18 protein-coding genes and 1 pseudogene are annotated in these 20,878 nt (G+C 64.6%); 7 read left to right on the top strand and 12 right to left on the bottom strand.

Annotated elements, in window-relative coordinates; all coding sequences use genetic code 11:
- Positions 1-50 precede the first annotated feature (50 nt).
- The 5 genes from L6639_RS37055 to L6639_RS37035 all read right to left on the bottom strand — a co-directional run bounded on the left by L6639_RS37055 (position 51) and on the right by L6639_RS37035 (position 7,442).
- The gene (locus L6639_RS37055) at positions 51-461 is read right to left on the bottom strand and encodes a DUF2946 family protein (RefSeq protein WP_237866445.1); all 411 of its coding nucleotides are present in this window, start codon (positions 459-461) and stop codon (positions 51-53) included.
- Positions 462-618: 157 nt separating this feature from the next.
- On the bottom strand, positions 619-2,682 hold the full coding sequence (locus tag L6639_RS37050; protein ID WP_237866444.1) for a hypothetical protein: 2,064 nt from the start codon (positions 2,680-2,682) through the stop codon (positions 619-621).
- A gap of 7 nt (positions 2,683-2,689) precedes the next feature.
- A complete protein-coding gene (locus L6639_RS37045; RefSeq protein WP_237866443.1) occupies positions 2,690-5,503 on the bottom strand; it encodes a DUF4159 domain-containing protein in 2,814 nt (937 codons plus the stop codon).
- The gene (locus L6639_RS37040; protein WP_237866442.1) at positions 5,500-6,444 is read right to left on the bottom strand and encodes a DUF58 domain-containing protein; all 945 of its coding nucleotides are present in this window, start codon (positions 6,442-6,444) and stop codon (positions 5,500-5,502) included. Before L6639_RS37040 ends, L6639_RS37045 begins: the two co-directional genes overlap by 4 nt.
- A complete protein-coding gene (locus L6639_RS37035) occupies positions 6,444-7,442 on the bottom strand; it encodes an AAA family ATPase (RefSeq protein ID WP_237866441.1) in 999 nt (332 codons plus the stop codon). The genes L6639_RS37040 and L6639_RS37035 overlap by 1 nt, the downstream gene beginning before the upstream one ends.
- Positions 7,443-7,703: 261 nt before the next feature.
- On the opposite strand from L6639_RS37035, the gene L6639_RS37030 reads away from it, so the two are divergent.
- Genes L6639_RS37030 through L6639_RS37010 form a run of 5 tightly spaced genes read left to right on the top strand, consistent with a single transcriptional unit; the run spans position 7,704 to position 11,271 of the window.
- Positions 7,704-8,315, top strand: coding sequence for a DUF1285 domain-containing protein (locus tag L6639_RS37030; protein ID WP_237866440.1), 612 nt, complete (start codon positions 7,704-7,706; stop codon positions 8,313-8,315).
- Entirely contained in the window at positions 8,312-8,983 is a 672-nt protein-coding gene (locus L6639_RS37025) for a CoA pyrophosphatase (protein ID WP_237866439.1), read from the top strand. Before L6639_RS37030 ends, L6639_RS37025 begins: the two co-directional genes overlap by 4 nt.
- Positions 8,980-9,243, top strand: coding sequence for a DUF6111 family protein (locus L6639_RS37020; protein ID WP_237866438.1), 264 nt, complete (start codon positions 8,980-8,982; stop codon positions 9,241-9,243). The genes L6639_RS37025 and L6639_RS37020 overlap by 4 nt, the downstream gene beginning before the upstream one ends.
- 10 nt (positions 9,244-9,253) lie before the next feature.
- On the top strand, positions 9,254-10,507 hold the full coding sequence (locus L6639_RS37015; RefSeq protein ID WP_237866437.1) for a CCA tRNA nucleotidyltransferase: 1,254 nt from the start codon (positions 9,254-9,256) through the stop codon (positions 10,505-10,507).
- Positions 10,504-11,271 carry a sulfite exporter TauE/SafE family protein gene (locus tag L6639_RS37010; RefSeq protein WP_237866436.1) on the top strand — a complete coding sequence of 256 codons (768 nt, stop codon included), beginning with the start codon at positions 10,504-10,506 and terminating at the stop codon, positions 11,269-11,271. Before L6639_RS37015 ends, L6639_RS37010 begins: the two co-directional genes overlap by 4 nt.
- A gap of 39 nt (positions 11,272-11,310) precedes the next feature.
- Here L6639_RS37010 and mdoH read toward each other — a convergent pair whose 3' ends face one another.
- A complete protein-coding gene (gene mdoH, locus L6639_RS37005; RefSeq protein WP_237866435.1) occupies positions 11,311-13,452 on the bottom strand; it encodes a glucans biosynthesis glucosyltransferase MdoH in 2,142 nt (713 codons plus the stop codon).
- On the bottom strand, positions 13,440-14,951 hold the full coding sequence (locus tag L6639_RS37000) for a glucan biosynthesis protein G (RefSeq protein ID WP_237866434.1): 1,512 nt from the start codon (positions 14,949-14,951) through the stop codon (positions 13,440-13,442). Before L6639_RS37000 ends, mdoH begins: the two co-directional genes overlap by 13 nt.
- Positions 14,952-15,019: 68 nt before the next feature.
- Between L6639_RS37000 and L6639_RS36995 the strand changes: the two are divergent.
- A pseudogene (locus L6639_RS36995) lies at positions 15,020-15,157 on the top strand (sulfite exporter TauE/SafE family protein); the annotation flags it as partial.
- Between the two features lie 20 nt (positions 15,158-15,177).
- Here the strand turns inward: L6639_RS36995 and L6639_RS36990 are convergent.
- The 3 genes from L6639_RS36990 to L6639_RS36980 form a co-directional block, all read right to left on the bottom strand.
- Positions 15,178-15,744 carry a hypothetical protein gene (locus tag L6639_RS36990; RefSeq protein WP_237866539.1) on the bottom strand — a complete coding sequence of 189 codons (567 nt, stop codon included), beginning with the start codon at positions 15,742-15,744 and terminating at the stop codon, positions 15,178-15,180.
- Between the two features lie 145 nt (positions 15,745-15,889).
- Positions 15,890-16,273 (bottom strand): VOC family protein, encoded by a 384-nt coding sequence (locus L6639_RS36985; protein ID WP_237866433.1) that lies wholly within the window; start codon positions 16,271-16,273, stop codon positions 15,890-15,892.
- A gap of 60 nt (positions 16,274-16,333) precedes the next feature.
- Positions 16,334-17,029: a helix-turn-helix transcriptional regulator gene (locus tag L6639_RS36980; protein ID WP_237866432.1), complete on the bottom strand. Its 696-nt coding sequence runs from the start codon at positions 17,027-17,029 to the stop codon at positions 16,334-16,336.
- A 1,193-nt stretch (positions 17,030-18,222) separates the two neighbouring features.
- Here L6639_RS36980 and L6639_RS36975 point away from each other — a divergent pair.
- Complete coding sequence (locus L6639_RS36975; RefSeq protein WP_237866431.1) at positions 18,223-19,296, top strand: TauD/TfdA family dioxygenase; 1,074 nt, start codon at positions 18,223-18,225, stop codon at positions 19,294-19,296.
- 87 nt (positions 19,297-19,383) lie between these two features.
- Here the strand turns inward: L6639_RS36975 and L6639_RS36970 are convergent, their stop codons facing one another.
- Both L6639_RS36970 and L6639_RS36965 read right to left on the bottom strand, forming a co-directional pair.
- A complete protein-coding gene (locus L6639_RS36970; RefSeq protein ID WP_237866430.1) occupies positions 19,384-19,629 on the bottom strand; it encodes a hypothetical protein in 246 nt (81 codons plus the stop codon).
- Positions 19,630-19,816: 187 nt separating this feature from the next.
- A complete protein-coding gene (locus L6639_RS36965) occupies positions 19,817-20,770 on the bottom strand; it encodes an alpha/beta hydrolase (protein ID WP_237866429.1) in 954 nt (317 codons plus the stop codon).
- Positions 20,771-20,878: the final 108 nt, after the last annotated feature.

Below are 20,878 nucleotides of genomic sequence, written 5' to 3'. Positions count from 1 at the left end.
AATCGGCGCGCATGCGCGGCCGATGCCGAAGGCGGCTCAATCGATGGGGATCAGGAGGCGGGAGGGGCGCGCGGCTGGAACGCGTGCTTTGCCGATTCCAGATGGATGAATTCGGCATCGGTGGTGCGATAGAGCAGCTCGACCGCCTGCGGCAAATGCAGCAGAGGCGGCGTCGCGAACACGACCGTACCGGCCATCGCGACCAATGCGCAGATCGCGCAATTGTCGTCTCCCGGCTGTTCGCGGTCGGGATTTGCAGGTGATTGCTTCTGAACCGCCGCGCTATCGGGCGATGCGATTGTCTTGGCAATGGTCTTGGCGTGATCGCTCAGCTGGGACTGAGCAAGCGGTGCAGCTTGTGCGAACCAATGGCTGTGGCCGAAGGTCAGCGCTATCTGCACCAGCATCGCGAATATCGCGAGCCGGGCACCGTGCCTGATATTCGACCGGAACCACTTCATCTGGAAAACACCATCCCACATCGGGCGACGCCGACCGGGCGTTGCGATGTTATAATGTAACATCGCCCGATCGGTCAGCGGATGTCAACTGAGGGAGGGGCCGGCGCGCGCAGGCGGCCGATCCGATGTGGCGTTCGGGCAACGCGATCGTCGCGCCTCACCGCCCTTCGCGGACCCAGGTCGCAGCAAACGCACCGAGCAGCAGCAGCAGGCCGATCAGGCCGGAGAAGATCGGCAGCACGCCGACGCCCTTCACGATGCTGGCGTCGCGCATCCGCACGCCCATCCAGCCGTCGCCGGCGAAGACGCTCGCCGAGCGCACCGGGACGATGCGCGGCAGCTCGACGCTGCCGCCATCCGCGATCCGCAACGAGCTGCCGCCGGTCGCCTGCGTCAGCGGCTTCAGGGTCTCGGTGGTGGAGGTGACTTCCGAGAATTCCTTCGGATTGGTCGGGCCGACATTGATCAGCGCCTTCAGCGTTCCGTCGGTCGCCTGCCACAGGCCTAGCTCGTTCGCCGGAAGGCTGGCGCGCCACTCGCCGGGATCGCCGGGGCTGAGCGTCAAATCATGGGAGACGCCGGAAGGCGACGTCACGCTCACCGGCTGCACGGTGTCGGCCATGGTCTGGCGCACCACGACGAGATCCTTGCCCTGCACCTGCATGCGCAGCGCTTCCTCGTCGAGATCGGGCTGCTTCATCAGCCAGTGCGACATCCGCCTGAGCAGATCGAGATGCGGACCGCCGCCCTCGTAACCGCGCGCCCATAGCCAGATGTGGTCGGACAGCAAGAGCGCAACGCGGCCCTCGCCGAAGCGCGACAAGAACAGCAGCGGCTTACCGTCCGCACCCGTCATCACAGGCGGGTTGACCGCATTGCGGGTTTCGACGGTGCGGAAGAAGCGGCTCCAGTGCGGCGGCTCGAATGCCGCGCCCTCCAGCCCGCGCGTCACGGGATGGCGTTTGCCGATGTCGGAGAGATGCGCATAGAACGGTTTCTCCGTGACGCCGACCGGCTCGGCCGGCAGCACTGCGTCCAGCGGCGTGCGCCAGATGCTGCTGGTCGAGGCATAGTCGGGGCCTGCCGAGACCAGCACGGCGCCGCCCGCGCGCACATAGCGTGCCATGTTCTCGAAATAGGGGATCGGCAGCACGCCCTGGCGGGCGTAGCGATCGAAGATGATCAGCTGGAATTCGTTGATGTGCTGCTGGAACAGCTCGCGCGTCGGAAACGCGATCAGCGATAGCTCGTTGATCGGCGTGCCGTCCTGCTTCTCCGGCGGACGCAGAATCGTGAAATGCACGAGGTCGACGCTGGCGTCGGACTTCAGCAGGTTGCGCCAGGTGCGCTCGCCGGAATGCGGCTCGCCGGAGACCAGCAGCACGCGCAGCTTGTCGCGGACGCCGTCGATGGCGACGACGGCGCGGTTGTTGACCGGGGTCAATTCTCTTTCGAGGGGCGAGGCCTCGATCTCGACGATGTTCGGGCCGGCATGCTTGATCTCGACGTCGACGCTTGCGCTCTGGCCGCTTGTCAGCGTGCGCTCGTTGATGACCTCGCCGTCGCGGCGCACCGTGACCTTGGCGCGCTCGCCGGTGACGCCCTGGTCGTCGAGCTTGTAGCCGATGGTCTGGTTCTGGCCGACGATGCCGAAGCGTGGTGCCGCCGTGATCGCGATGCGGCGGTCGCGCTCGTCCTTCTGACCGGTGATGAGCGCCTGCACCGGCGCCTGGAAGCCGAGCGCGGCGGCGTTGGCCGGGATGTCGTGAACGCGGCCGTCGGTGATCAGGAAGGCGCCGGCGACGCGGTCCACCGGCACGTCCGACAGCGCGGAGGCGAGTGCGCCAAACAGTTTTGTGCCGTCGGTCTCGCCGTCGGCCTGTCCGGCCTCGACGATGCGCACCTCCAGCCCCTTGATCTTCTTCAGGCCGTCGACCAGCGCCTCCTGCGCCTTGGCGGCTTCCTGGTTGCGCTTGCCGAAATTCTGGCTCGGGCTCTTGTCGACGACGACGGCGGCGACCGAGGTGAGGGGATCGCGGTCCTCGCGCGTGAAGGACGGATTTGAAAGGGCCAGCAGGAACAGCGCCAGCGCCGCCACGCGCACGGCCGCGCCGCGTGCCCGCGCCACCAGCAGCACGATGGCGATGAGGACGATCGCAGCGAGCGCGATCCAGAGGACGATCGCTGGGACAAGCGGCGTGAACGCGATGCCGTAATTCATATCGATCCTATTGCCCCAGCCGTTCGATCAGGGCCGGTGCGTGCACCTGGTCGGCCTTGTAATTGCCGGTCAGCGTGTACATCACGATGTTGACGCCGGCGCGGTAGGCGAATTCGCGCTGGCGCGGCTCGCCGGGCGTGAGCGGCAGCATTGGCTGGCCGTCGGGACGGAGTGCCCAGGCGCCGGCGAGGTCGTTGGAGGTGATGATGATCGGCGAGACGCCGTCGCCGCCGCGCGCGGGGCGTTGTGCGCTCTCGTCGTCGTCCTCGCGCGGCAGCGCCTCGACCCAGGTCTGGCCTGAATTGAAGCGGCCGGGGAAGTCGCGCAGCAGATAGAACGTCTTGGTCAGCACGTGTTCGCGCGGCACCGGCTCGAGCTCGGGCACGTCGAGCGAGGACAGGATCTCGCGCAGCGCCTGCATGCCCGGCGTCTGCGCGGCGCCGCTATCGCCGGGTGGCGCTTCGACCGCGTCGCGGGTGTCGAAGATCACGGTGCCGCCCTGCTTCATATAGGCGTCGATCTTGTTGATGGCGTCCTGCGGCGGCTTCGGCTGGCCCGGCACGATCGGCCAGTAGATCAGCGGGAAGAAGGCGAGCTCGTCGCGCGCGGGATCGACGCCGACGGGATCGCCGGCCTCGAGCGCGGTGCGCTGCGCCAGGAACAGCGTCAGGCCGGACAGGCCGGCCTTGACGATGGAATCGACGTCGGCATTGCCCGTCACGACATAAGCGAGGCGGGTCTGCGACGTCGACTTCATCGCGAACTCGTCCGACGCACTGTCGGCGCGCGAGGGCGTCGGAGACAGCACCGCGATGCCGGCGAGCAGAACGCCAAGCAGGATCATGGCGGGTGCGGCACGCCGGCGCAGCAATGCGGCAAGACCGCCGCCGAGCAGCGCGACGATCAGGGCGTCGATCAGGAACAGCGCCAGCGAGGTCGACAGCAGCCAGCCACGCAGGTCGCGTGGTTCGGCATTGGTGTAGGTGGCGCGCCTTGCGTTCAGGGGCGCGGTGTTGAGGGCTGCGATGCGGTCGGCGCTGGCGAGCGTGTTCACGGCGAGCGGTCCTTCTGCCGGACCGTAGTAGCCGGGCGGATGGTCCGGCGTGGCGCGGTCGCGATAATCAGCCGTCAGCGGCTTGGCGGTGGCGGGCGGCGGCCCGAAGGCGCCGAAGCCATCGAGCATGTGCAGCGGCGCCAGCGTCTCGGCGGTCGTCTCGGTGGCAACGCCGGGGCCCGGCTTGGCGGTGTAGCTGGACATGTCGACGACACGCCGGAGCATTTCGACGAAGGTGCCGGACATCGGCAAATCCGACCAGCGCATGTCGGCGCTGACATGGAACAGGGTGACGATGCCCTTGCCGCGGTGCTCGCCTGTTACGAGCGGCGTGCCGTCCTCGAGCGAGGCCCAGCTCTTGGTGGCGAGCACGGCATCGGGCTCGGCAAGCACCTGCCGGCTCACGGTGACGTCCTTGGGTACGGCGATGCCGGCAAACGGTCCGTCGGCAGTGAAGCTGGCGAGATGCTGCGGCTTCTCCCAGGTCAGGCTGCCGCCGAGCGTGCGGCCGCCCTTGCGCAGCTTGACCGGCACGAGATCGTCTTCGGCTTGCGCCAGGCGGGGCCCGGCAAACCGCACCAGCACGCCACCCTGGTCGATCCAGGCGTTGAGGCGCTCGCGCAGTTCGGGCGCGACGGTGCCGACGTCCGCGAGGATGATCATCGGCAGCTTCTGGTCCAAAAACTGGGTGATGCCCTGCTGCGGGGCGCCCTTGTCGGCGAGCCGCACGTCGGCGAATGGCGCCAGCGCGCGCGTCAGGTAGAAGGTCGGCGCCAACAGTGGCTGCGAGGTCTCGCTGGTCGAGCCCGAGACGATGCCGATGGCGCGGCGGCGCCAGCGCTTGTCGAGCAGCTGCACCGCGCCCGCCGAACGCTCGCCGGAAATCTCGAGCCTGGAGATATCGTTGCGCAGCTCGACCGGCAGGTCGAATGCGGCTTCGACTTCCTTGTCCTGCGGTCCGAAGGTGAAGCGCGCCTCGCCGATCGGCGAGGCCTTCTGGTCGAGGGCCCGCACGGTGCCGGCGAGAATGCCGCTGTCGGTGCGCAGCACCTTCACTGTCATCTTCGCAGCCGCGTTTTCCGCCGCGACCAGCGCGAGCGGCGAAGAGGTGCCGCCTTCGAACAGCGTCAAGCTGCGATCCCCTATGGTCTTGCCGAGCCCAGCCACGAACTCCTCGCCGCGGCCGGTGTCGACGCCGTCAGACAACCAGGCAATCTCGCAATCGCCGGTTGCCTTGAGGAAACGATCGATCGCGGTGAGGGTTTCAACGCGCTCGATCGAATAGGGCTTTGGCACGATCTGCCGCAGCGCAACGCGCGCCGCGCCCGCCGGCATCAGCGTAATGTCGCGGTTCGGCTCCGACAGCGGCACCAGCGCGATCGCGCGGCGGTCGTTGTCGGCATTGGCGATCAGCTCGTCGGCGGCCCTGATCCTGGTGTCCCAGTTCGAAGCGGCGCTCCAGCCGTCGTCGAGCATGATCATCAGCGGCGCCTTGCTGGCGCCAAGGCCAACCTGCGGATTCCAGATCGGGCCGGCGGCGGCGAAGATCACCAGCGCCGCGGCGAGCAGGCGCAGCGCCGTCAGCCACCATGGTGTCCGTGCCGGCGTCTCTTCGCGAGGCGCGATGTCGAACAGCAGGCGGGTCGGCGGAAACTCGATCCGGCGCGGCCGCGGCGGCATCACGCGGAGCAGCCACCACAGCACCGGGAGGCTGACGAGCCCGATCAGGAGCAACGGTTCGGTGAAGGCGAGCGGCAATCCCATCATGCGGCCGGCCCCGCCTTGATCGAGGTGACGCGGGCGCCCGACTTGCTCACCTGCATGCCGGCATGGAGGAACAGCAGCAGCTCGGCGGCCGAGCGGTCGGTCGCATGGGTCGTGAACAGCCAGTCGAGCTTGTTGGTCTCGGCGCGGATCTGGTCGCGGTGCAGCGCAAGGCGCGTGGTGTAATCCTGCGCCCAGCTCTCGGCGCGGCCGGCGGTGATCACGCCAGCGCCTTCCGGTTCGACGAACTCGATGCGGCCGGAATAGGGGAAGCTCTCTTCGGCGGGATCGACGATCTGCACCAGGGTGCCATGCGCGCCGGAGCCGGACAGCCCGGCGAGCGTCGTCCTGATCTCTGATATCGGCGACCAGAAATCCGACAGCACGATGGTTTCGGCCAGCGCCGCGGGCACGAAGGACGGCGGCAGGCTCAGCCTGATGGCATCGTCATGCAGCATCGCCTGCGCCATCTTGTCGATGACGCTGCGGCTCGTGGTCGGTGCCATCAATCCGGGAATGCCGACGCGTTCGCCGCCTGCAACGAGCAGCTCGGCCAGCGCGAAGGCGACGATCAGCGTGCGCTCCAGCTTGGATTCGCGCGCGGTCTTCGAGGCGAACGCCATCGAGGGCGAGCGATCAGGCCAGATCCACACCGTGTGCGAGGCCTCCCATTCGAGCTCGCGGACGTAGAGATGGTCGTCACGCGCCGATCTCCGCCAGTCGACATTCTGCGACGGCTCGCCCGAGACGAAACGGCGGTACTGCCAGAAATTTTCGCCGGAGCCGGCGCGGCGCCTGCCGTGCAGACCATGGATGACGTTGGCGGCGATGCGGCGGGCCTCGAGAACCAGGCGCGGCAAGGAAGCTGCGAGCGTGCGGCTTTCGCCATCTGCACGTCGGATTGCGATGATCTCCTTCGCCGTGTGCCCGGTCTCTGCAGCCATCAACCGATCCGTGTCTTCAATTGCCGGATCACGTCCGGAATCGTCCGCCCTTCGGCGCGTGCCTGGAACGTCAACGCCATGCGGTGCTTCAGCACCGGCTCGGCGAGGTCGAGCACGTCGTCGATCGAGGGCGCGAGGCGTCCGTCGATCAGCGCACGGGCGCGCACGGCCAGCATCAGCGATTGGCTGGCGCGCGGGCCGGGGCCCCAGGCAATGAATTTTCCTGCCTCGCCGCTGTCAGGACCCGGACGCGCCGCGCGCACCAGCGAGAGGATGGCTTCGACCACGGAATCGCCGACCGGCAGGCGGCGCACCAGCCGCTGCGCCGTGATCAGCGCATCCGCATTCATCGATCCCTTCGCCAGCGTCTCCTCGGCGCCGGTCGTTTCGAACAGGATGCGGCGCTCGGCGTCGCGGTCGGGATAGTCGACGTCGATCTCCATCAGGAAGCGATCGAGCTGCGCCTCGGGCAGCGGATATGTACCTTCCTGCTCCAGTGGGTTCTGCGTCGCCAGCACATGGAACGGCTTCGGCAGATCGTGGCGCGCGCCGGCCACGGTGATGTGCTGCTCCTGCATCGCCTGCAGCAGCGCCGATTGCGTGCGCGGGCTGGCGCGGTTGATCTCGTCGGCCATCAGAAGCTGCGCGAACACCGGACCCGAGATGAAGCGGAACGAGCGTTTTCCCGCGGTGCTCTCGTCAAGCACTTCGGCGCCGAGAATGTCCGACGGCATCAAGTCAGGCGTGAACTGGATGCGCTTGGCATCGAGACCGAGCGTGACGCCGAGCGTCTCGACCAGTTTTGTCTTGGCAAGGCCGGGCACGCCGATCAAGAGCGCGTGGCCGCCGGAGAGGATCGTGACGAGCGTGTTCTCAACCACACGATCCTGGCCGAAGATCACCGACCCGATCGCATCCTTCGCTGCGCGAATCTGACTGGACACCTGCTCGGCTGAACGGACGATGCCGTCTTCGAGCTTCTCGACACTTTCTGCCATCCGTTAGCTCCTCAAGCCTGCCACGCGGCTTTTCTGCGTCGTCGAATTTATCGCATCAATCTGCGTCATGGCCCCTATGCTAGACTTGCAGGAACGCCATGTATTCGTTGAATTAACCTATCCCCACTTTATCGGCTTCGGGTTATGTACGGCATCACGAAGTGGAGACCTCCACACCGGACGAACCCGGGGTGGAACCGTAGACTTACGTACAACGTAGACCTGCACCAATCGTGCCAACGGACAAAGTCAGGGCAAACCATGGCGAACCAAGGGCAGAGCGCCGATCGCGGTCTTGAGGGGCTGACTGCCGCCGCCAAAAGTGCTGCCAATACCGAAGGCGCCAAAAAGGGCCTGCCTCCGGTGCATCTGTGGAATCCGCCGTTTTGCGGCGATCTCGACATCCGAATCGCTTCCGATGGTACTTGGTTCTACATGGGTACGCCAATCGGCCGTCACGCGCTGGTTCGCCTGTTCTCCACCATCTTGAAGCGGGAGGGCGACAAGCATTTCCTCGTCACGCCCGTGGAGAAGGTCGGCATCGTCGTCGACGACGCGCCGTTCATGGCGGTCGAGATGCTGAAGCGCGACGAGGACAACCATCGCGTGCTGAGCTTCCGCACCAATGTCGACGATTGGGTCATCTGCGATGCCGCGCACCGGCTGCGCTTCGAGCAGGCGGCCGACGGCGGCCTGACGCCTTACTTGCATGTCCGCGCCGATCTCTGGGCCAAGGTCACACGCGCGCTCTATTACGATCTGGTTGACATGGGCGAGGAGCGGATGGTCGATGGCCAGCCGATGTTTGGCGTCGAGTCGGCCGGCGAGTTCTTCGCCATGGCCGACGCGGAGCAGGTGAGGGCCGCGCTTTGAACAAGCCTATTGCGAAGAACGGGCAAGTCGCGTTCCGCGCGCCGGATTTCTTCGCCCGCTCCAAGGCGAAGCTCAGCTTCGACGTGCCGCCCGGCCTGTTCGATCCGAACATCATCCCGGCTTCCGGCGATCCCGGCACCGACAAGATGCTGGAGATCGTCGCGCGCGAGCAGCCGGTGCGGCCCGCAGCGGTGCTGATCGCGGTGGTCGACCATCCCGAGCCGACCATCCTCCTGACGCAGCGCTCGGCGCATCTCAACGACCACGCCGGCCAGATCGCCTTTCCCGGCGGCAAGATCGATGCGATCGATTCCTCCCCGCTCGATGCCGCGCTGCGCGAGGCCGAGGAGGAGGTCGGGTTGAGCAGGGATTTCGTCGACCCGATCGGCTATCTCGATCTCTACGGCACAGCGTTCGGCTTCCGCATCCTGCCGACGGTCGCCAGGGTGCGCCCCGGTTTTCAACTGACGATCAACCATTCCGAGGTTGATGACGCATTCGAAGTGCCGCTATCCTTCCTGATGAATCCGGCCAATCACCAGGTCCACAGCAAGGAATTCCGCGGCATGGAGCGGTTTTACTATGCGATGCCGTTTGCTGAGCGTTATATCTGGGGCGCCACGGCCGGAATGCTGCGTGTGCTGTATGAGCGGATCTATTCGTCATGATCCGGCCGGTTTTGACCGAGATCGGAATCTTCCTCATTCCCTTTGCCGTCTATGCGCTGTTTCTGGCCGCCACGCGGTCCGGCCTGTTCGTGCAATCGTCCTGGCCGATCACCGTCGTCGCGCGCCTCATCCTGGTGGCGCTCGTGCTCGTCATCGCCGGGCTGGTTGGCCTTGCGCATTTCTCCGGCGCCGCGCCGAACTCGACCTACATTCCCGCCCATGTCGAGAACGGCAGGCTCGTGCCGGGCACCGAAAGATAAGGGCCGGACGATGAGCGCGGAGCCGATCCTTGCTGGTGCGCCCTGGCTGACTGCAGGCGGGACCGCGCGCGTCCTGCAACTGCTCAACGCTGACGGCGAAGAGGCGCGCGTGGTCGGCGGCACCGTCCGCAACGCGCTGCTCGGCCTGCCGCCGGGCGATATGGATATCGCCACCACGGCGCTGCCGGAGGAGGTGGTGCGGCGGGCGAAAGCCGCCGGCATCAAATGCGTGCCAACCGGCATCGACCACGGCACCGTCACGCTGGTCATCGACGGCGCGCCCTATGAAGTTACGACGCTGCGCGAGGATACCGAGACCTTCGGCCGCAAGGCCAAGGTTGCCTTCGGCCGCGACTGGGTGAAGGACGCCGAGCGGCGCGACTTCACCATGAACGGCCTGTCGGTCGACGCCGGCGGCGTCGTCTACGACTATGTCGGCGGCATCGCGGATGCGAAAGCGCGCCGCGTTCGCTTCATCGGCGCGCCGGACCAGCGCATCGCCGAGGATTATTTGCGCATCCTGCGCTTCTTCCGCATCCACGCCGCCTTCGGCGCCGGCGAGCCCGACCGCGACGGCACTCTCGCCTGCATCCGTGGGCGCGCAGGCCTTGCCACGCTCTCGGCCGAGCGGGTGCGCATGGAAATGCTGAAATTGCTGGTGGCGCAAGGCGCATCCGCCGCAGCGCTTGCGATGGTCGAGGCTGGCCTGCTGCAGGCGATGATCGGCGGCGTTGCCTATGCCGGGCCGCTGGTAGCGATGATCGCCATCGAGGGTACGCTTGACCTGACGGCCAGCAGCACGCGCCGTCTCGCTGCGCTCTCCGTCGCCGTCACTGAAGACGCCAAGCGTGTTGCGACGCGCCTCCGGCTCTCCAACGCGGAAGCCAAGGCGCTTGATTCGATGGGCCATCGTTGGTGGCGCTTCGCCGCCATGGACGAGGCGCGTGCACGGCGGCTGCTCTACCGGCTGGGGCCCGAGCGCTATCACGATCGCGTGTTGCTGGCCTGGGCGCGCAGCGGTGCTGAGGCGAATTCGTCGCGCTGGCGCGAGCTCGCCGAGCTGCCGCAGCGCTGGACCGCGCCGAAATTCCCGCTGAAGGCCGTCGACTTCATCGCGCGCGGCATGGCGGAAGGACCTGCGCTCGGACACGTGTTGACACTCGCCGAGGACGCTTGGCTTGCGGCGGATTTTCCACTAGAGGAAGCCGCACTCGCTGCCATCGCCGATCAAGCCACAGCACGCGCCACTCGCGAGAAAAATTGACCATCGTCTCAGGCTTCGCCGACATCTCGATTTTCCAGCTGGTGCTGGTCGCGATGATGGCGTTGTTTGCTTCGATCATCGGTGGTCTCGCCGGCTACGGCACCGGCGCCCTGATGCCCCTGGTGCTGGTGCCCCTGGTCGGCGCCGAGCCCGTGGTGCCGATCATCGCGATCTCGGCGCTCTTCACCAATTCCAGCCGCGCAATTGCCTATCTCCGTTACGCCGATCGCCGCCGTGCAGCGATCGTGCTGGCCTGCGCGGCGGTGACGACCGCGCTCGGCGCCTACGGCTACACCCGCCTCACCAACGCCGGCGCCGCGATCGTGATCGGCACCATGCTGATCCTGAGCGTGCCGCTGCGCCGCGTGCTCCGCCGCCGTCATGTCAAGATTGGAGATGCGGGCCTCGCGACAGGATCGGTCGGCTACGGCGTCCTGGTCGGCGGCACGTCGGGCTCCGGCGTGATCCTGCTCTCGCTGCTGATGGCCGCGGGCCTCGAAGGCGCCGCCGTGATCGCGACCGACGCGATGATCTCGCTCGGCACCGGCCTCATCAAGATCTCCGTGTTCGGCCTCGCCGGCGCCGTCACCGCGCAAGTGCTCGCCTTCGCGCTGCTGATCGGCGGCATCGCCATCCCCGGCGCGTTCCTGGCAAAAGCGTTCGTCGAGCGGATGCCGGTGCACATCCACACCGCGATCCTCGACGTCGCGGTGACCGCCGGCGGGCTGGTGATGATCTCGGCAGCGGCGAAGCAGCTGATCTGACAGACAATAGCGGCTTGGGTGGCATTCGCGCTTGGATCGCTAATCTTGCTTGCCCGGGGGCATCTCAAGAACTGTCTTGAGCAGCGTGGGATGGCCAAGAACAGCGAGTAGTTCTCGCTTGTCGAGCCATGTCGCGGCGTCCTCCAGGCTTTTGCATTCCTCGACCTTGGCGGTTGCAGTCGCAAGCGGCACGTTGATGGGGCCGAACCTGCGGGGGCTGGCAAGCGAAAGCGAGTCCAAATGCTCGCCCAGTAACTTTGGGTCAAGCTTGAGCTGTTGCAGAGCTCCGGCCATTTCGGCGGGCTCGGATGCGGCAAGCTCGTTCGCACGGAGCACCACGGCAGGCGGATAGTTGGTCTCCGGCGTGGCAAAGACTCCGGGCGAGCTCAATCGCGAAGACGTCATGATCCCGAGCGGGATTGAAAGCAGCAGACCCAGCACCACGGGCGACATCCAGAGCAGCAGCGGCAAAGAGACGGCATAGGCGCACAGCGACAGGACCAAGCCGCACAGTGCAGGCCCGGCGAGCTTTCGATAGACTTCACCGCGGGCGAGCTGTCCATCGCTTCGGCGTTGCACCTGCCAGCCCGCGTCTCGACCAGCGAGAATTTCCATGACGGCCTTGGTCTGGAGGATCATCATGCAGGGAGCAAGCAATGCCGCCACAAATGTCTCGCAAACGACTCCCGCCAGAACACGGAAGCTTCCTGCAAATCCGGCCCGCTCGTCACGATTGCTGATCAGCACAAGATAAGCCAGCAGCTTCGGCAGGATCAGAAGTCCCATTGTCGCGGCAAAGACCCAGGCCGCAAGCACCGGGTCCTGTTGCGGCCAGGTGGGAAACAAACTGAAGCCCTTCGGAAAGTATTCCGGCCGGATGAAGTGCGCCTGCAGCGAAATGAGCAGACCGACCAACAGGAACAGAAGCCAAAGTGGCGCCGTCACGTAGGATCCGATGCCGGTGAGCAGATGTAGCCTCGAGACCCAGTGCAGCCCGCGCGTGGGCAGGACCGCCAGATGCTGGAGGTTACCCTGGCACCAGCGACGATCTCTCCCCGCAAAGTCCAGCAGCGACGGTGGGACCTCTTCGAAGCTGCCGCGAACGGCTGGGACCATGTAGATCGCCCAGCCGGCGCGGTGCATCAACGCGGCCTCGACGAAATCATGGCTGAGGATGTGTCCGCCGAAAGGTTTGCGACCGCGCAGTTCGGGCAGTCCGGCCTCCGCAGCGAAGGCCTCGAGCCGGATGATGGCGTTGTGGCCCCAATAGTTGCCGTCGCCATCGTGCCACCAGGCATTGCCCGCCGTGATGAGGGGGCCGTATACGCGCCCAGCAAATTGCTGCAGCCTGCTAAACAGGGTACGGGCGTTGACGATGACCGGCTGTGTCTGGATCAGCGCGCAAGAGGGGTTGCGTTCCATTGCGTGGACGAGGCGAACGATCGTATCACCCTCCATCAGGCTGTCCGCATCGAGGACGACCATGTGATCATAGGCCGCGCCAAACCTGGTGACCCAGTCGGCGATGTTGCCGGACTTCCGCGCGGTATTGTCGGAGCGGCGCCGGTAGTACAGCCGATCTCCGCCGCAGGCGCGGCGTAGCTCGATGAAGGCCATCTCTTCGCTGATCCAGATGTCCGGGTCGGTCGTATCGCTCAGCAAGAACCAATCGAATTTTTCGCCATATCCGGTCGCGTCGATGGATTCGTACATCGCGCGCAGCCGCGCCATGACATGATGCGGATCCTCGTTATAGGTCGGCAGCAGCATCGCGGTGCGCGAGGTGACGTGAGGCAGCGGGCCTGTCGTGTCGATCGGCAGATTGGGCTGCCGGCGCGTCAGCAGCACGAAAAATCCGGCGAGGGCGGACATAAAGGAGAATGCGACCCAGGCGAGCAGCACGAGGAACAGACCAAGCAGCAGCGCCTCGAGAAATGTCACACCGCCGACCTTCACCACGTCGTACATGCCGTAGCCGCCTGCAAGCGTCAGCAGGGCCGTCCCGACGAAGATGAAAAGACGGCGAACGATCAACGTGGCCCCGCTATGGACCGGCGATTGCCTGACTTCAGCCGCGCGGTCGAGCCGACACGGCAGCATCGAGAGCGGGCGTTCCTGCGGCAAGAACGGGCGGGCGGGCGCGCTTCGCAGCGGCGCCTGCGATTGCTTTAGGGCGTCCATCGATAGATCCATACTTCGGAGACCGGTGCATCATTCTGCGCCAGGAAGGCACGAAGCTCGATCGACGCCTGCCCCTTGACCGAACATTGGAAGCTCAGGCGCCATCCGCCGGTCACGGGATTTGGTTGCGTGACGATGTTGCTGATGTCGGCTTTTTCAGCGGTCACCACCCCTTTGATGGCCTTGGGATCAACGCCTTTGAGGCGGTCGCCCATCAGTTCCAGGACGAACAGCTTGCTGTCATCTCCCCGACTGCCGATTCCCGTTCTGGTAAATCGTGCGAGCGCGTCGGCCTTCGGCGCGTCCGTGCCCCAGTGCAGTCGATAGGTAAAGATGTGTTCGCTCTTTGCCGTCAGGGGCTGCTTCGGCTGCCAGAGCGCGGCGATATTGTCGTGGACTTCCTCCTTGGTCGGAATCTCGAACAGTTTTACCGCCCCTTCGCCCCAATCGCCGATCGGTTCGAACCAGAGGCTCGGGCGCGTTTCGAAACTGGATTCCAGATCCTGATAAGCGAGATAATTCCTTTCCCGCTGCATGAGGCCGAAGCCGCCCGGATTGACGTCGGCAAAACTGCTGACCTGCAGATCGTGCGGATTGTTGAGCGGTCGCCAGAGTTGTTCACCTCTGCCGTTGAAGATCGAAAGTCCATCCGAGTCGTGAACGGCGGGGCGGAAATCGTCGAAATCCTTTCGATCGTTCGGACCGAAGAAGAACATGCTGGTCATCGGCCCGAGCCCGGCGTGCTCGAGGTCGACCCGCGGATAGAGCGCCATCTCGACGTCGAAAACCGTGGTTTGGCCGGGCCGAATGGTGAAACGGTAGCTTGCGGCCGCGCTCTTGCTGTCGAGCAGCGCGTGGACCACCATCGAGGAGGCATTCAGCGCCGGCTTCTCCAGCCAGAAGGCCTTGAACACCGGGAACTCTTCGCCTTTGCTTTCGCCGGTATCGATCGCGAGCCCCCGCGCCGACAGACCATAGGTCTGTCCTTTCGCAACGGCCCGGAAGTAGCTTGCGCCGAGGAATACGCAGAGTTCGTCGTAATAATCCGGTTTGTTGATCGGGGCGTGGATGCGGAAGCCGGCGAATCCAAGGTCCGCATCCGGCCATTGTCCGAGGCCCTCGCCGAACGAAAAGTCATCGCGCCGGTACGAGACCGGTGTGACGCTCCTGTCCACCACCTGAAAGATGTCGACCCTGTTCTTGTAGAAGAAGCCGCGGTGGAAAAATTGAACTTCGAATGGCAGCTTTTCTGCGCGCCACAGCGCCTTTTCGGGCGCGAAACGAATAGACCGGTATTGGTCGTAGTTGAGATTCTTCAGTGCATCCGGCAGCTTCTCGTCCGGAGCCGCGAACGGCTTGGCCGCAAGCGCGCGCGCCAGCTCGCGCACATAGGATGGGCTGAAGGGCGGGGCGGCGCTGGGCTGAGCGTGTGCGGCCCGCGGCAGTATGGCTGCAGCTGAAACTGCAGCCGATCCGCGAAGAAGTTGTCGGCGGTTCACACTGGTCTCCTGGTTCGGAACAAGTGCAAACGGCTCAATTTCCCCGGAGTTCCATTCCTCGTTCTGCGGCTCTCCGCCTCCCCGGCGCGTTCCTGGCAAAGGCTTTGGTCGAGCGGATGCCGGTGCACATCCACGCAGCCATCCTCGACGTCGCGGTGATCACCGGCGGCCTGGTGATGATCTCGGCGGCGGCGAAGCAGCTGATCGCTGAGATGGGCTTGCTCAGTCAGCGCGCGGGCGTATCGGGCGTAGCGTTCAGCGGCGCTCCGCCGACCGAGATCGGACCCGTCGGGGTCGCGACACGCGGCGGCTTCTTTGGCCGTGGGACGACGCGCGCTGCCGGAGCGGGTGCGACAGCGGGCACGGAGGCTGGCGGCATCGACGTAACAGGCCCCGGCGACGGGAACGGTGCGGCCGCTGGCTGCGGGGCCTGGCTCTTCAGCGCGTCGATCTTCGAACTCAGGTTGGCAAGCTGATTGACGATCGCCTTCAGCTGCTCTTGCTGATCGGCGACGGCCTTTTCGATGGCGGCCAAATCGTCAGCCGTCTTTTGCTGCGTGGCGAGCAGGTCCGTCATGACAGCTTTGTCATTGGCGCTGGTCTCGGCATCCGCGGCCTCGCGTCCCGCCGAGGGAAGGAACAATCCCCCGTTCAGCCAGACATAACCGGCCGCTGCCCCCGCGAGCGCAAGGACTACGGCAATGACGAGCGCAAGCGGCCACCGGCGACGGGGCGCGGGAAGGAAGGGCGGTGGCTCCACGACTGGCCAACTGGGGGTCGATTCGGAATTCATCCGAATTTCCTAGTCAGCCTTTTCGCTCCGCGCAATTGGTGCTTCGGCGATCGGCATGCATAGGGGGTCCCCGCCGAGGCGCTGCTACAGAGAGGCTGGGCGCGGCAGTGCCTCGCTCAGCCTCTCACGCGAAGCAGTGCAGCCCTTAAGCGGCGGTCGCCAGCACGCGCAGGCGATGGCCGTCGGGATCGAGCGCAACGAAGGTGTCGCCGAAGGGCATGGCGGTCGGAGGCTGCGCAATCCGCACCCCGCGGGTCAGCCATGTGTCGTGGGTCGCGCGCACCGCCTCCGCGTTCGCGACCGCCCAGGAGATCTCGCTGGAGCAGATCTCGTTGCAGCCGGCCTCCGAAGCGGAAGGCGGCACGACCGCATCCCGCTGCCACAGGCCCAGCATGACGCCGCTCCCGAGCGGAAGAACCACGAATTTGGGGGATGATTGCGCGACGGGGCACCCCAGCAGGGTCTGATAGAAAGTGGAGCTCGCTTGCGCATCGTTGACATAGAGCACCACGAGATTGAAGTCGGCCATTTGCATCTCCCGTTCAGCTGGCGATGGCCGACGCTTACAGGAAGGTGCTGCCAGTTTCTGTCAGCATGGTTGCTGCTCGCCAATGCTGTCCCGCTGCCGCCACTCCCGCAGCAAATCGGTGCGGCGTCGCGGGTAGCGGCGCTCCGTGAGCGTGATCGACAGGATCCGGTCGGTGCGGAAATGGCGGTAGTCGCCGCGGCTCTCGCACCAGGCCGCCACCATGCGGACCCGATCGAAGAATCCGAGCGCGATCGGCCAGATCGTGCGGCTGGTGCGGTTGTCCCGTTCGTCGCTGTAGACGATGCGCAATTTGCGCTCGCTGCGGATGGCGGCGCGAATGATCGGCAATTCGGCGTCACCTGCCGCCGGATCGCGCCGAGCGACCATCAGGCCTGACGTTTCCAGGCTCCGCTGCAGATCGTCGGGCAATACGGCGGCGATCTTCGCAAGCGCGTTCTTGGCCGCCCTTCCGAGCGGCTCATCCGGCTGTGCGGCAACCCACCGGCCGCCCAGCACCAGCGCCTCGATCTCCTCTTCCGAGAACATCAGCGGCGGCAACATGAACCCCGGCCGTAGCACATAGCCGATGCCGGCCTCGCCATCGATGTGGGCGCCTTGGCCCTTCAGCGTCTCGATGTCCCGATAGATCGTCCGGAGAGAGACACCCAGTTCCTCGGCCAGCCGGCATGCCGCGACCGGCCGACGATGCCTGCGCAGGAGCTGGATCACATCAAGAAGGCGTTGAGCGCGCGACATACCGGCTGATATCACGCGCTACTGCCAGATTCTGTCAGCATCGAAGTCCAGCTCGGCTGGGCGTCGTCCGTGACGCCGCCGAGGGCTGCGGCAAAGATCAGCTGACGGGATCGCGGCGGGGCAGACCAGAAGCGGCCGCCCGGCATTCCGGGCGGCGCTCCCGATTGCGGGTGTGGACTAGCGGCGGCTTTCGGCGACTTGCTTTTCGCCGGCCAGCTTGCCCCCGGCCAGCAGGCTGGTGCAAAGCCACCTGGTCTCTCGGGGCGATGCGCCGAGGAAGGACTTGGTCTCGACGCACTGCGCGTAGGTATTGTAGGTCAGCGTGTCCCGGCACGTTGGCGAGAAATGAGAAGTAAAGGGCTCAGAGCCGCTGCTGAAGCTGCATCCGACCCACGGGGCGTTGCCTACTCGATAGCTGGTTTCGCAACCACCGTTGCAGCTGCTGGCGGATCGCTCCAGCTTGGCAAGCCTTGCCAATGGTGTACCCGGCGCGAACGCCGGATTCTGAGCCGTCGATGAGCCAGATGTCCGGTGATGGGATGTCGCGGTCGTTGGCCCCGGCCTCGGCACAACGGTTTGTCTTGCCTTCGGTGCTTCGACCGAGACGGCGGGAAGCGAGGAGTTCGGTGTGGGTTGCGACATTGCCGCGCTGCTGCACAGCAAGACAGTTGACAAGGTCGCGACGACTGACGGCACGGCGAAGCCTAACGAGAATCTCATGAGGTGCCTCCCAAATCGGGGACGGAACAGCCGTCCCGACAGCCAAGGGTTGTATCACGGCACTCCAATACCGACAAATTCAAAGGCCGCATGATCGTCTGCGCCATCGACATGGTCGCCAACAGAACGCAGGCCGCTCGTGCGGTTGCGATGCCGGCTTCCGATTCTTCTGTGACATCCTGTGATGTTCGCGAGTGACCGCAGTGTGAGCTGCAGGATGAGTTGAGCTCTTGCGAAATCCATCGCTCTTGTCTCGCGCTAGCCGTCCGACATGGTCGCACGCCAACCCGATCAAGCAATTTGTGATGAAACGCGTGCGCGACTGGCCGCGCCTTCGTTTCACCATCGCGCAATCCATCCCACGGTTTGCTCTCGGGCGATCGGTCTCGCCAAGTTGCAAACAAGCGGTCGGCACAATACCGTCGATTGTTCGACGCCCGGTCTGACGACCGCACTTCCCAGGAACCAGTCATATGAACGATGTCTCTGCACCCCGCGCGATCAATCGCCCTCCGGGGAAGATCGACATCCCCTCCGCCTGGCTGGGCGCCGAGATGAAGGCCAATCCCGATCGTTGGTTGGTATCGCTCAACGCCGGCGAGATCGCCGAGCTCGAGAACGCGGCTGAGTCCTATCTGGGGCGGAGCAGGAAGATCGCCGAGATCACGAAGGAGAGCTTTCCGCTGCCTCAATTCGGCGCGCACCTGGAACAGCTCAAGACAACGCTGCTCACTGGCCTTGGCTTCGAAGTCATCCGCGGCCTGCCGGTCGCAAAGTATACCCAGGAGCTTGCTGCGACCATCTTCTGCGGGGTGGGTGCGCATTTGGGATCGGCGCGATCGCAAAATGCCGCGGGGCATATTCTCGGTCATGTCCGCGACGTCGGTGCCGACGCGAAGGATCCGAACGTCAGGATCTATCAGACGTCGGAACGGCAAACATTCCACACCGACTCGTCCGATGTGGTTGGATTGCTGTGCATCCGCGAGGCGATGGAGGGAGGGGACTCTCTCCTTGTCAGCACGTCGACGATCTACAACGAGATGTTGGCCAGACGCCCGGATCTTGTTGCTCTCTTGTTCGATCCAATCGCGACGGACCGGCGCGGCGAGGTGCCGGAGAACGAAAAGCCCTATCTCGAAATCCCGGTGCTGAACTGGCACGCGGGATTCCTCACCGGGTTCTACCAGCGCCAGTACATCGACAGTGCGCAGCGCTTTCCCGATGCGATGAGGCTGACGCCCGATCACGTCGAGGCGCTCGATCTGTTTGACGCGCTTGCAAATGACCCCAATCTGCATTTCGGCATGCGGCTGCAGCCGGGCGACATGCAGTTCGTGTACAATCATGCCCTGCTGCACGATCGGACCGGATTCCGCGACTGGCCGGATGTCAGCCAGAAGCGTCATCTGTTGCGGCTGTGGCTCAGCATGGAAGGCGACCGGCCGCTGCCCGATTGCTTCAGGCAGCGCTACGGCTCGATCGAGATCGGCAACCGCGGCGGCATCATCGTCAAAGGGACCAGTTTGAACGTTGCGCTGGATTGAGGGCCGAAGCCAGAAGTGCGTCGCGCGACGGCATTCGTCCCAATGGGGTCGCCAGCGAAATGTAAGTGATTTCCCCGCTTCGAGCGTTCACGGGCTGAATACGCTCTGGAGGAAGCGCTCCTTCTCGCCAGGCGCATAACCCTGACAAGCGCCGAAATACGGTTCAGGCTTGTTGCAGTCCGCCGTGCCGGGCCGGTCCCGGAGCGTCTCCCGAGGTGGCACGTAGGCATAGCTCGAAGCGCGAACCGGATGGCGGTGGGGATGGTGCACCGGCGCGGCGTTGGCAACGCCGCATAGGGAAATCAAAAGGCTCAAAGCCAGAATGGAACGCATCGCTTTTTCTCCAGATGCCGTCGCCCTTAGTTAGCGCGCGACCGCAAAGCCCCAACGGATCACGGCGTTACGACGGGTCACATTCCCGGCATCGCGGGCCGCGTGAGCAGTCGTGCGATTTGGCAAATGTTGCCTGGCGACCTCAAGCGATGTCTGTCCACGCAGCATCGCTCCACCGTTTTGAAGTCTAATTGAAATACCGCTGAGCAAACTTCCGGAAGTTTTCCATCAAGAACCGATGTGCGCGCTTGCTGATCGGAGCGTCTGGCACCATCATATCAAAACCGTGATACGCGCCGTCGAACATTTCGAACTCAACCGGAATGTTGGCCCGACGAAGGTTCTCGACGTAGATTTTCGTTTCATCCCGAAATGGCTCGAGACTGCCGACAAACGTGATCGTCGGCGGCACCTTCGTATAGTCCGTGCAGCGTGCCGCAGCCGCGTAGGGCGTAATGGTCTTCACGCCCTCGAGATAGCGCGACCACGCCAGCCTGTTGGCTCGTTCATCCCAAACGGGTGCGTCGTTTCCAACAACAGATGCGCTATTCTGCCGGTCATCGATCATTGGATAGAGCGGCATTTGAAACGCGATTTTTGCGTCGCCGGTATCGGTCGCCTTGAGCGAGACGGCGGCTGCAAGCCCACCGCCCGCGCTATGGCCCGACACGATGAATTTGTCAGTCCTTCCGCCGAGGGAGGCCGCATGATCCCTTATCCATAGCAAGGTGTCGTAGCAGTCATTGAATGCGGCCGGGTACGGGGATTGAGCGGCCTTTCGATAGTCCGGCGCGACGATGATGCACGGCTCCGTATCGATGAAGTCCTTGAGGATCGAGCCGAATTGCTCGGGCACCCCGTGAACGTAACCGCCACCGTGCAAATAGAGCATGATCGGCAGCGGCCCAATCGCCGCGGTTGGCCGATAGATTCTCACACGAATAGGCGCCCCGCCATTCCTGCTTGGAATGTGTCGCTCTTCGTTGACAAGTCCCCTGATGTTGCTTCCCCGCAAGATCGCCGCAGAGAAGCGGAACACAAGCAGAGAGAACCATCGCGTGTGAACGAAGCTTGCGATGATCCGCCCAAAGGCATATCGGCCGCGCAAGTCTTCATCCACCATTTCTCTGGTGACCTTCATCCGATACGTCCCGCCGAGTTCAGAAGGCTAGCACTACTTTGGCAGATTGTTGATTTTGCCGCGATTTATAGGATTCCCGAATCAATTTTTCAATGATTCATGGGTGGT

Source organism: Bradyrhizobium zhengyangense (assembly GCF_022012555.1).
GTDB classification, from domain to species: Bacteria; Pseudomonadota; Alphaproteobacteria; order Rhizobiales; family Xanthobacteraceae; genus Bradyrhizobium; species Bradyrhizobium zhengyangense.
This window is presented reverse-complemented; position numbering and strand designations above follow the sequence as displayed.

Coding starts and splice junctions, on each gene's coding strand:
- L6639_RS37055 (WP_237866445.1), bottom strand. CDS start 461: ATGAAGTGGTTCCGGTCGAATATCAGGCACGGTGCCCGGCTCGCGATA.
- L6639_RS37050 (WP_237866444.1), bottom strand. CDS start 2,682: ATGAATTACGGCATCGCGTTCACGCCGCTTGTCCCAGCGATCGTCCTC.
- L6639_RS37045 (WP_237866443.1), bottom strand. CDS start 5,503: ATGATGGGATTGCCGCTCGCCTTCACCGAACCGTTGCTCCTGATCGGG.
- L6639_RS37040 (WP_237866442.1), bottom strand. CDS start 6,444: ATGGCTGCAGAGACCGGGCACACGGCGAAGGAGATCATCGCAATCCGA.
- L6639_RS37035 (WP_237866441.1), bottom strand. CDS start 7,442: ATGGCAGAAAGTGTCGAGAAGCTCGAAGACGGCATCGTCCGTTCAGCC.
- L6639_RS37030 (WP_237866440.1), top strand. CDS start 7,704: ATGGCGAACCAAGGGCAGAGCGCCGATCGCGGTCTTGAGGGGCTGACT.
- L6639_RS37020 (WP_237866438.1), top strand. CDS start 8,980: ATGATCCGGCCGGTTTTGACCGAGATCGGAATCTTCCTCATTCCCTTT.
- L6639_RS37015 (WP_237866437.1), top strand. CDS start 9,254: ATGAGCGCGGAGCCGATCCTTGCTGGTGCGCCCTGGCTGACTGCAGGC.
- mdoH (WP_237866435.1), bottom strand. CDS start 13,452: ATGGACGCCCTAAAGCAATCGCAGGCGCCGCTGCGAAGCGCGCCCGCC.
- L6639_RS36990 (WP_237866539.1), bottom strand. CDS start 15,744: ATGAATTCCGAATCGACCCCCAGTTGGCCAGTCGTGGAGCCACCGCCC.
- L6639_RS36985 (WP_237866433.1), bottom strand. CDS start 16,273: ATGGCCGACTTCAATCTCGTGGTGCTCTATGTCAACGATGCGCAAGCG.
- L6639_RS36980 (WP_237866432.1), bottom strand. CDS start 17,029: ATGTCGCGCGCTCAACGCCTTCTTGATGTGATCCAGCTCCTGCGCAGG.
- L6639_RS36975 (WP_237866431.1), top strand. CDS start 18,223: ATGAACGATGTCTCTGCACCCCGCGCGATCAATCGCCCTCCGGGGAAG.
- L6639_RS36970 (WP_237866430.1), bottom strand. CDS start 19,629: ATGCGTTCCATTCTGGCTTTGAGCCTTTTGATTTCCCTATGCGGCGTT.
- L6639_RS36965 (WP_237866429.1), bottom strand. CDS start 20,770: ATGAAGGTCACCAGAGAAATGGTGGATGAAGACTTGCGCGGCCGATAT.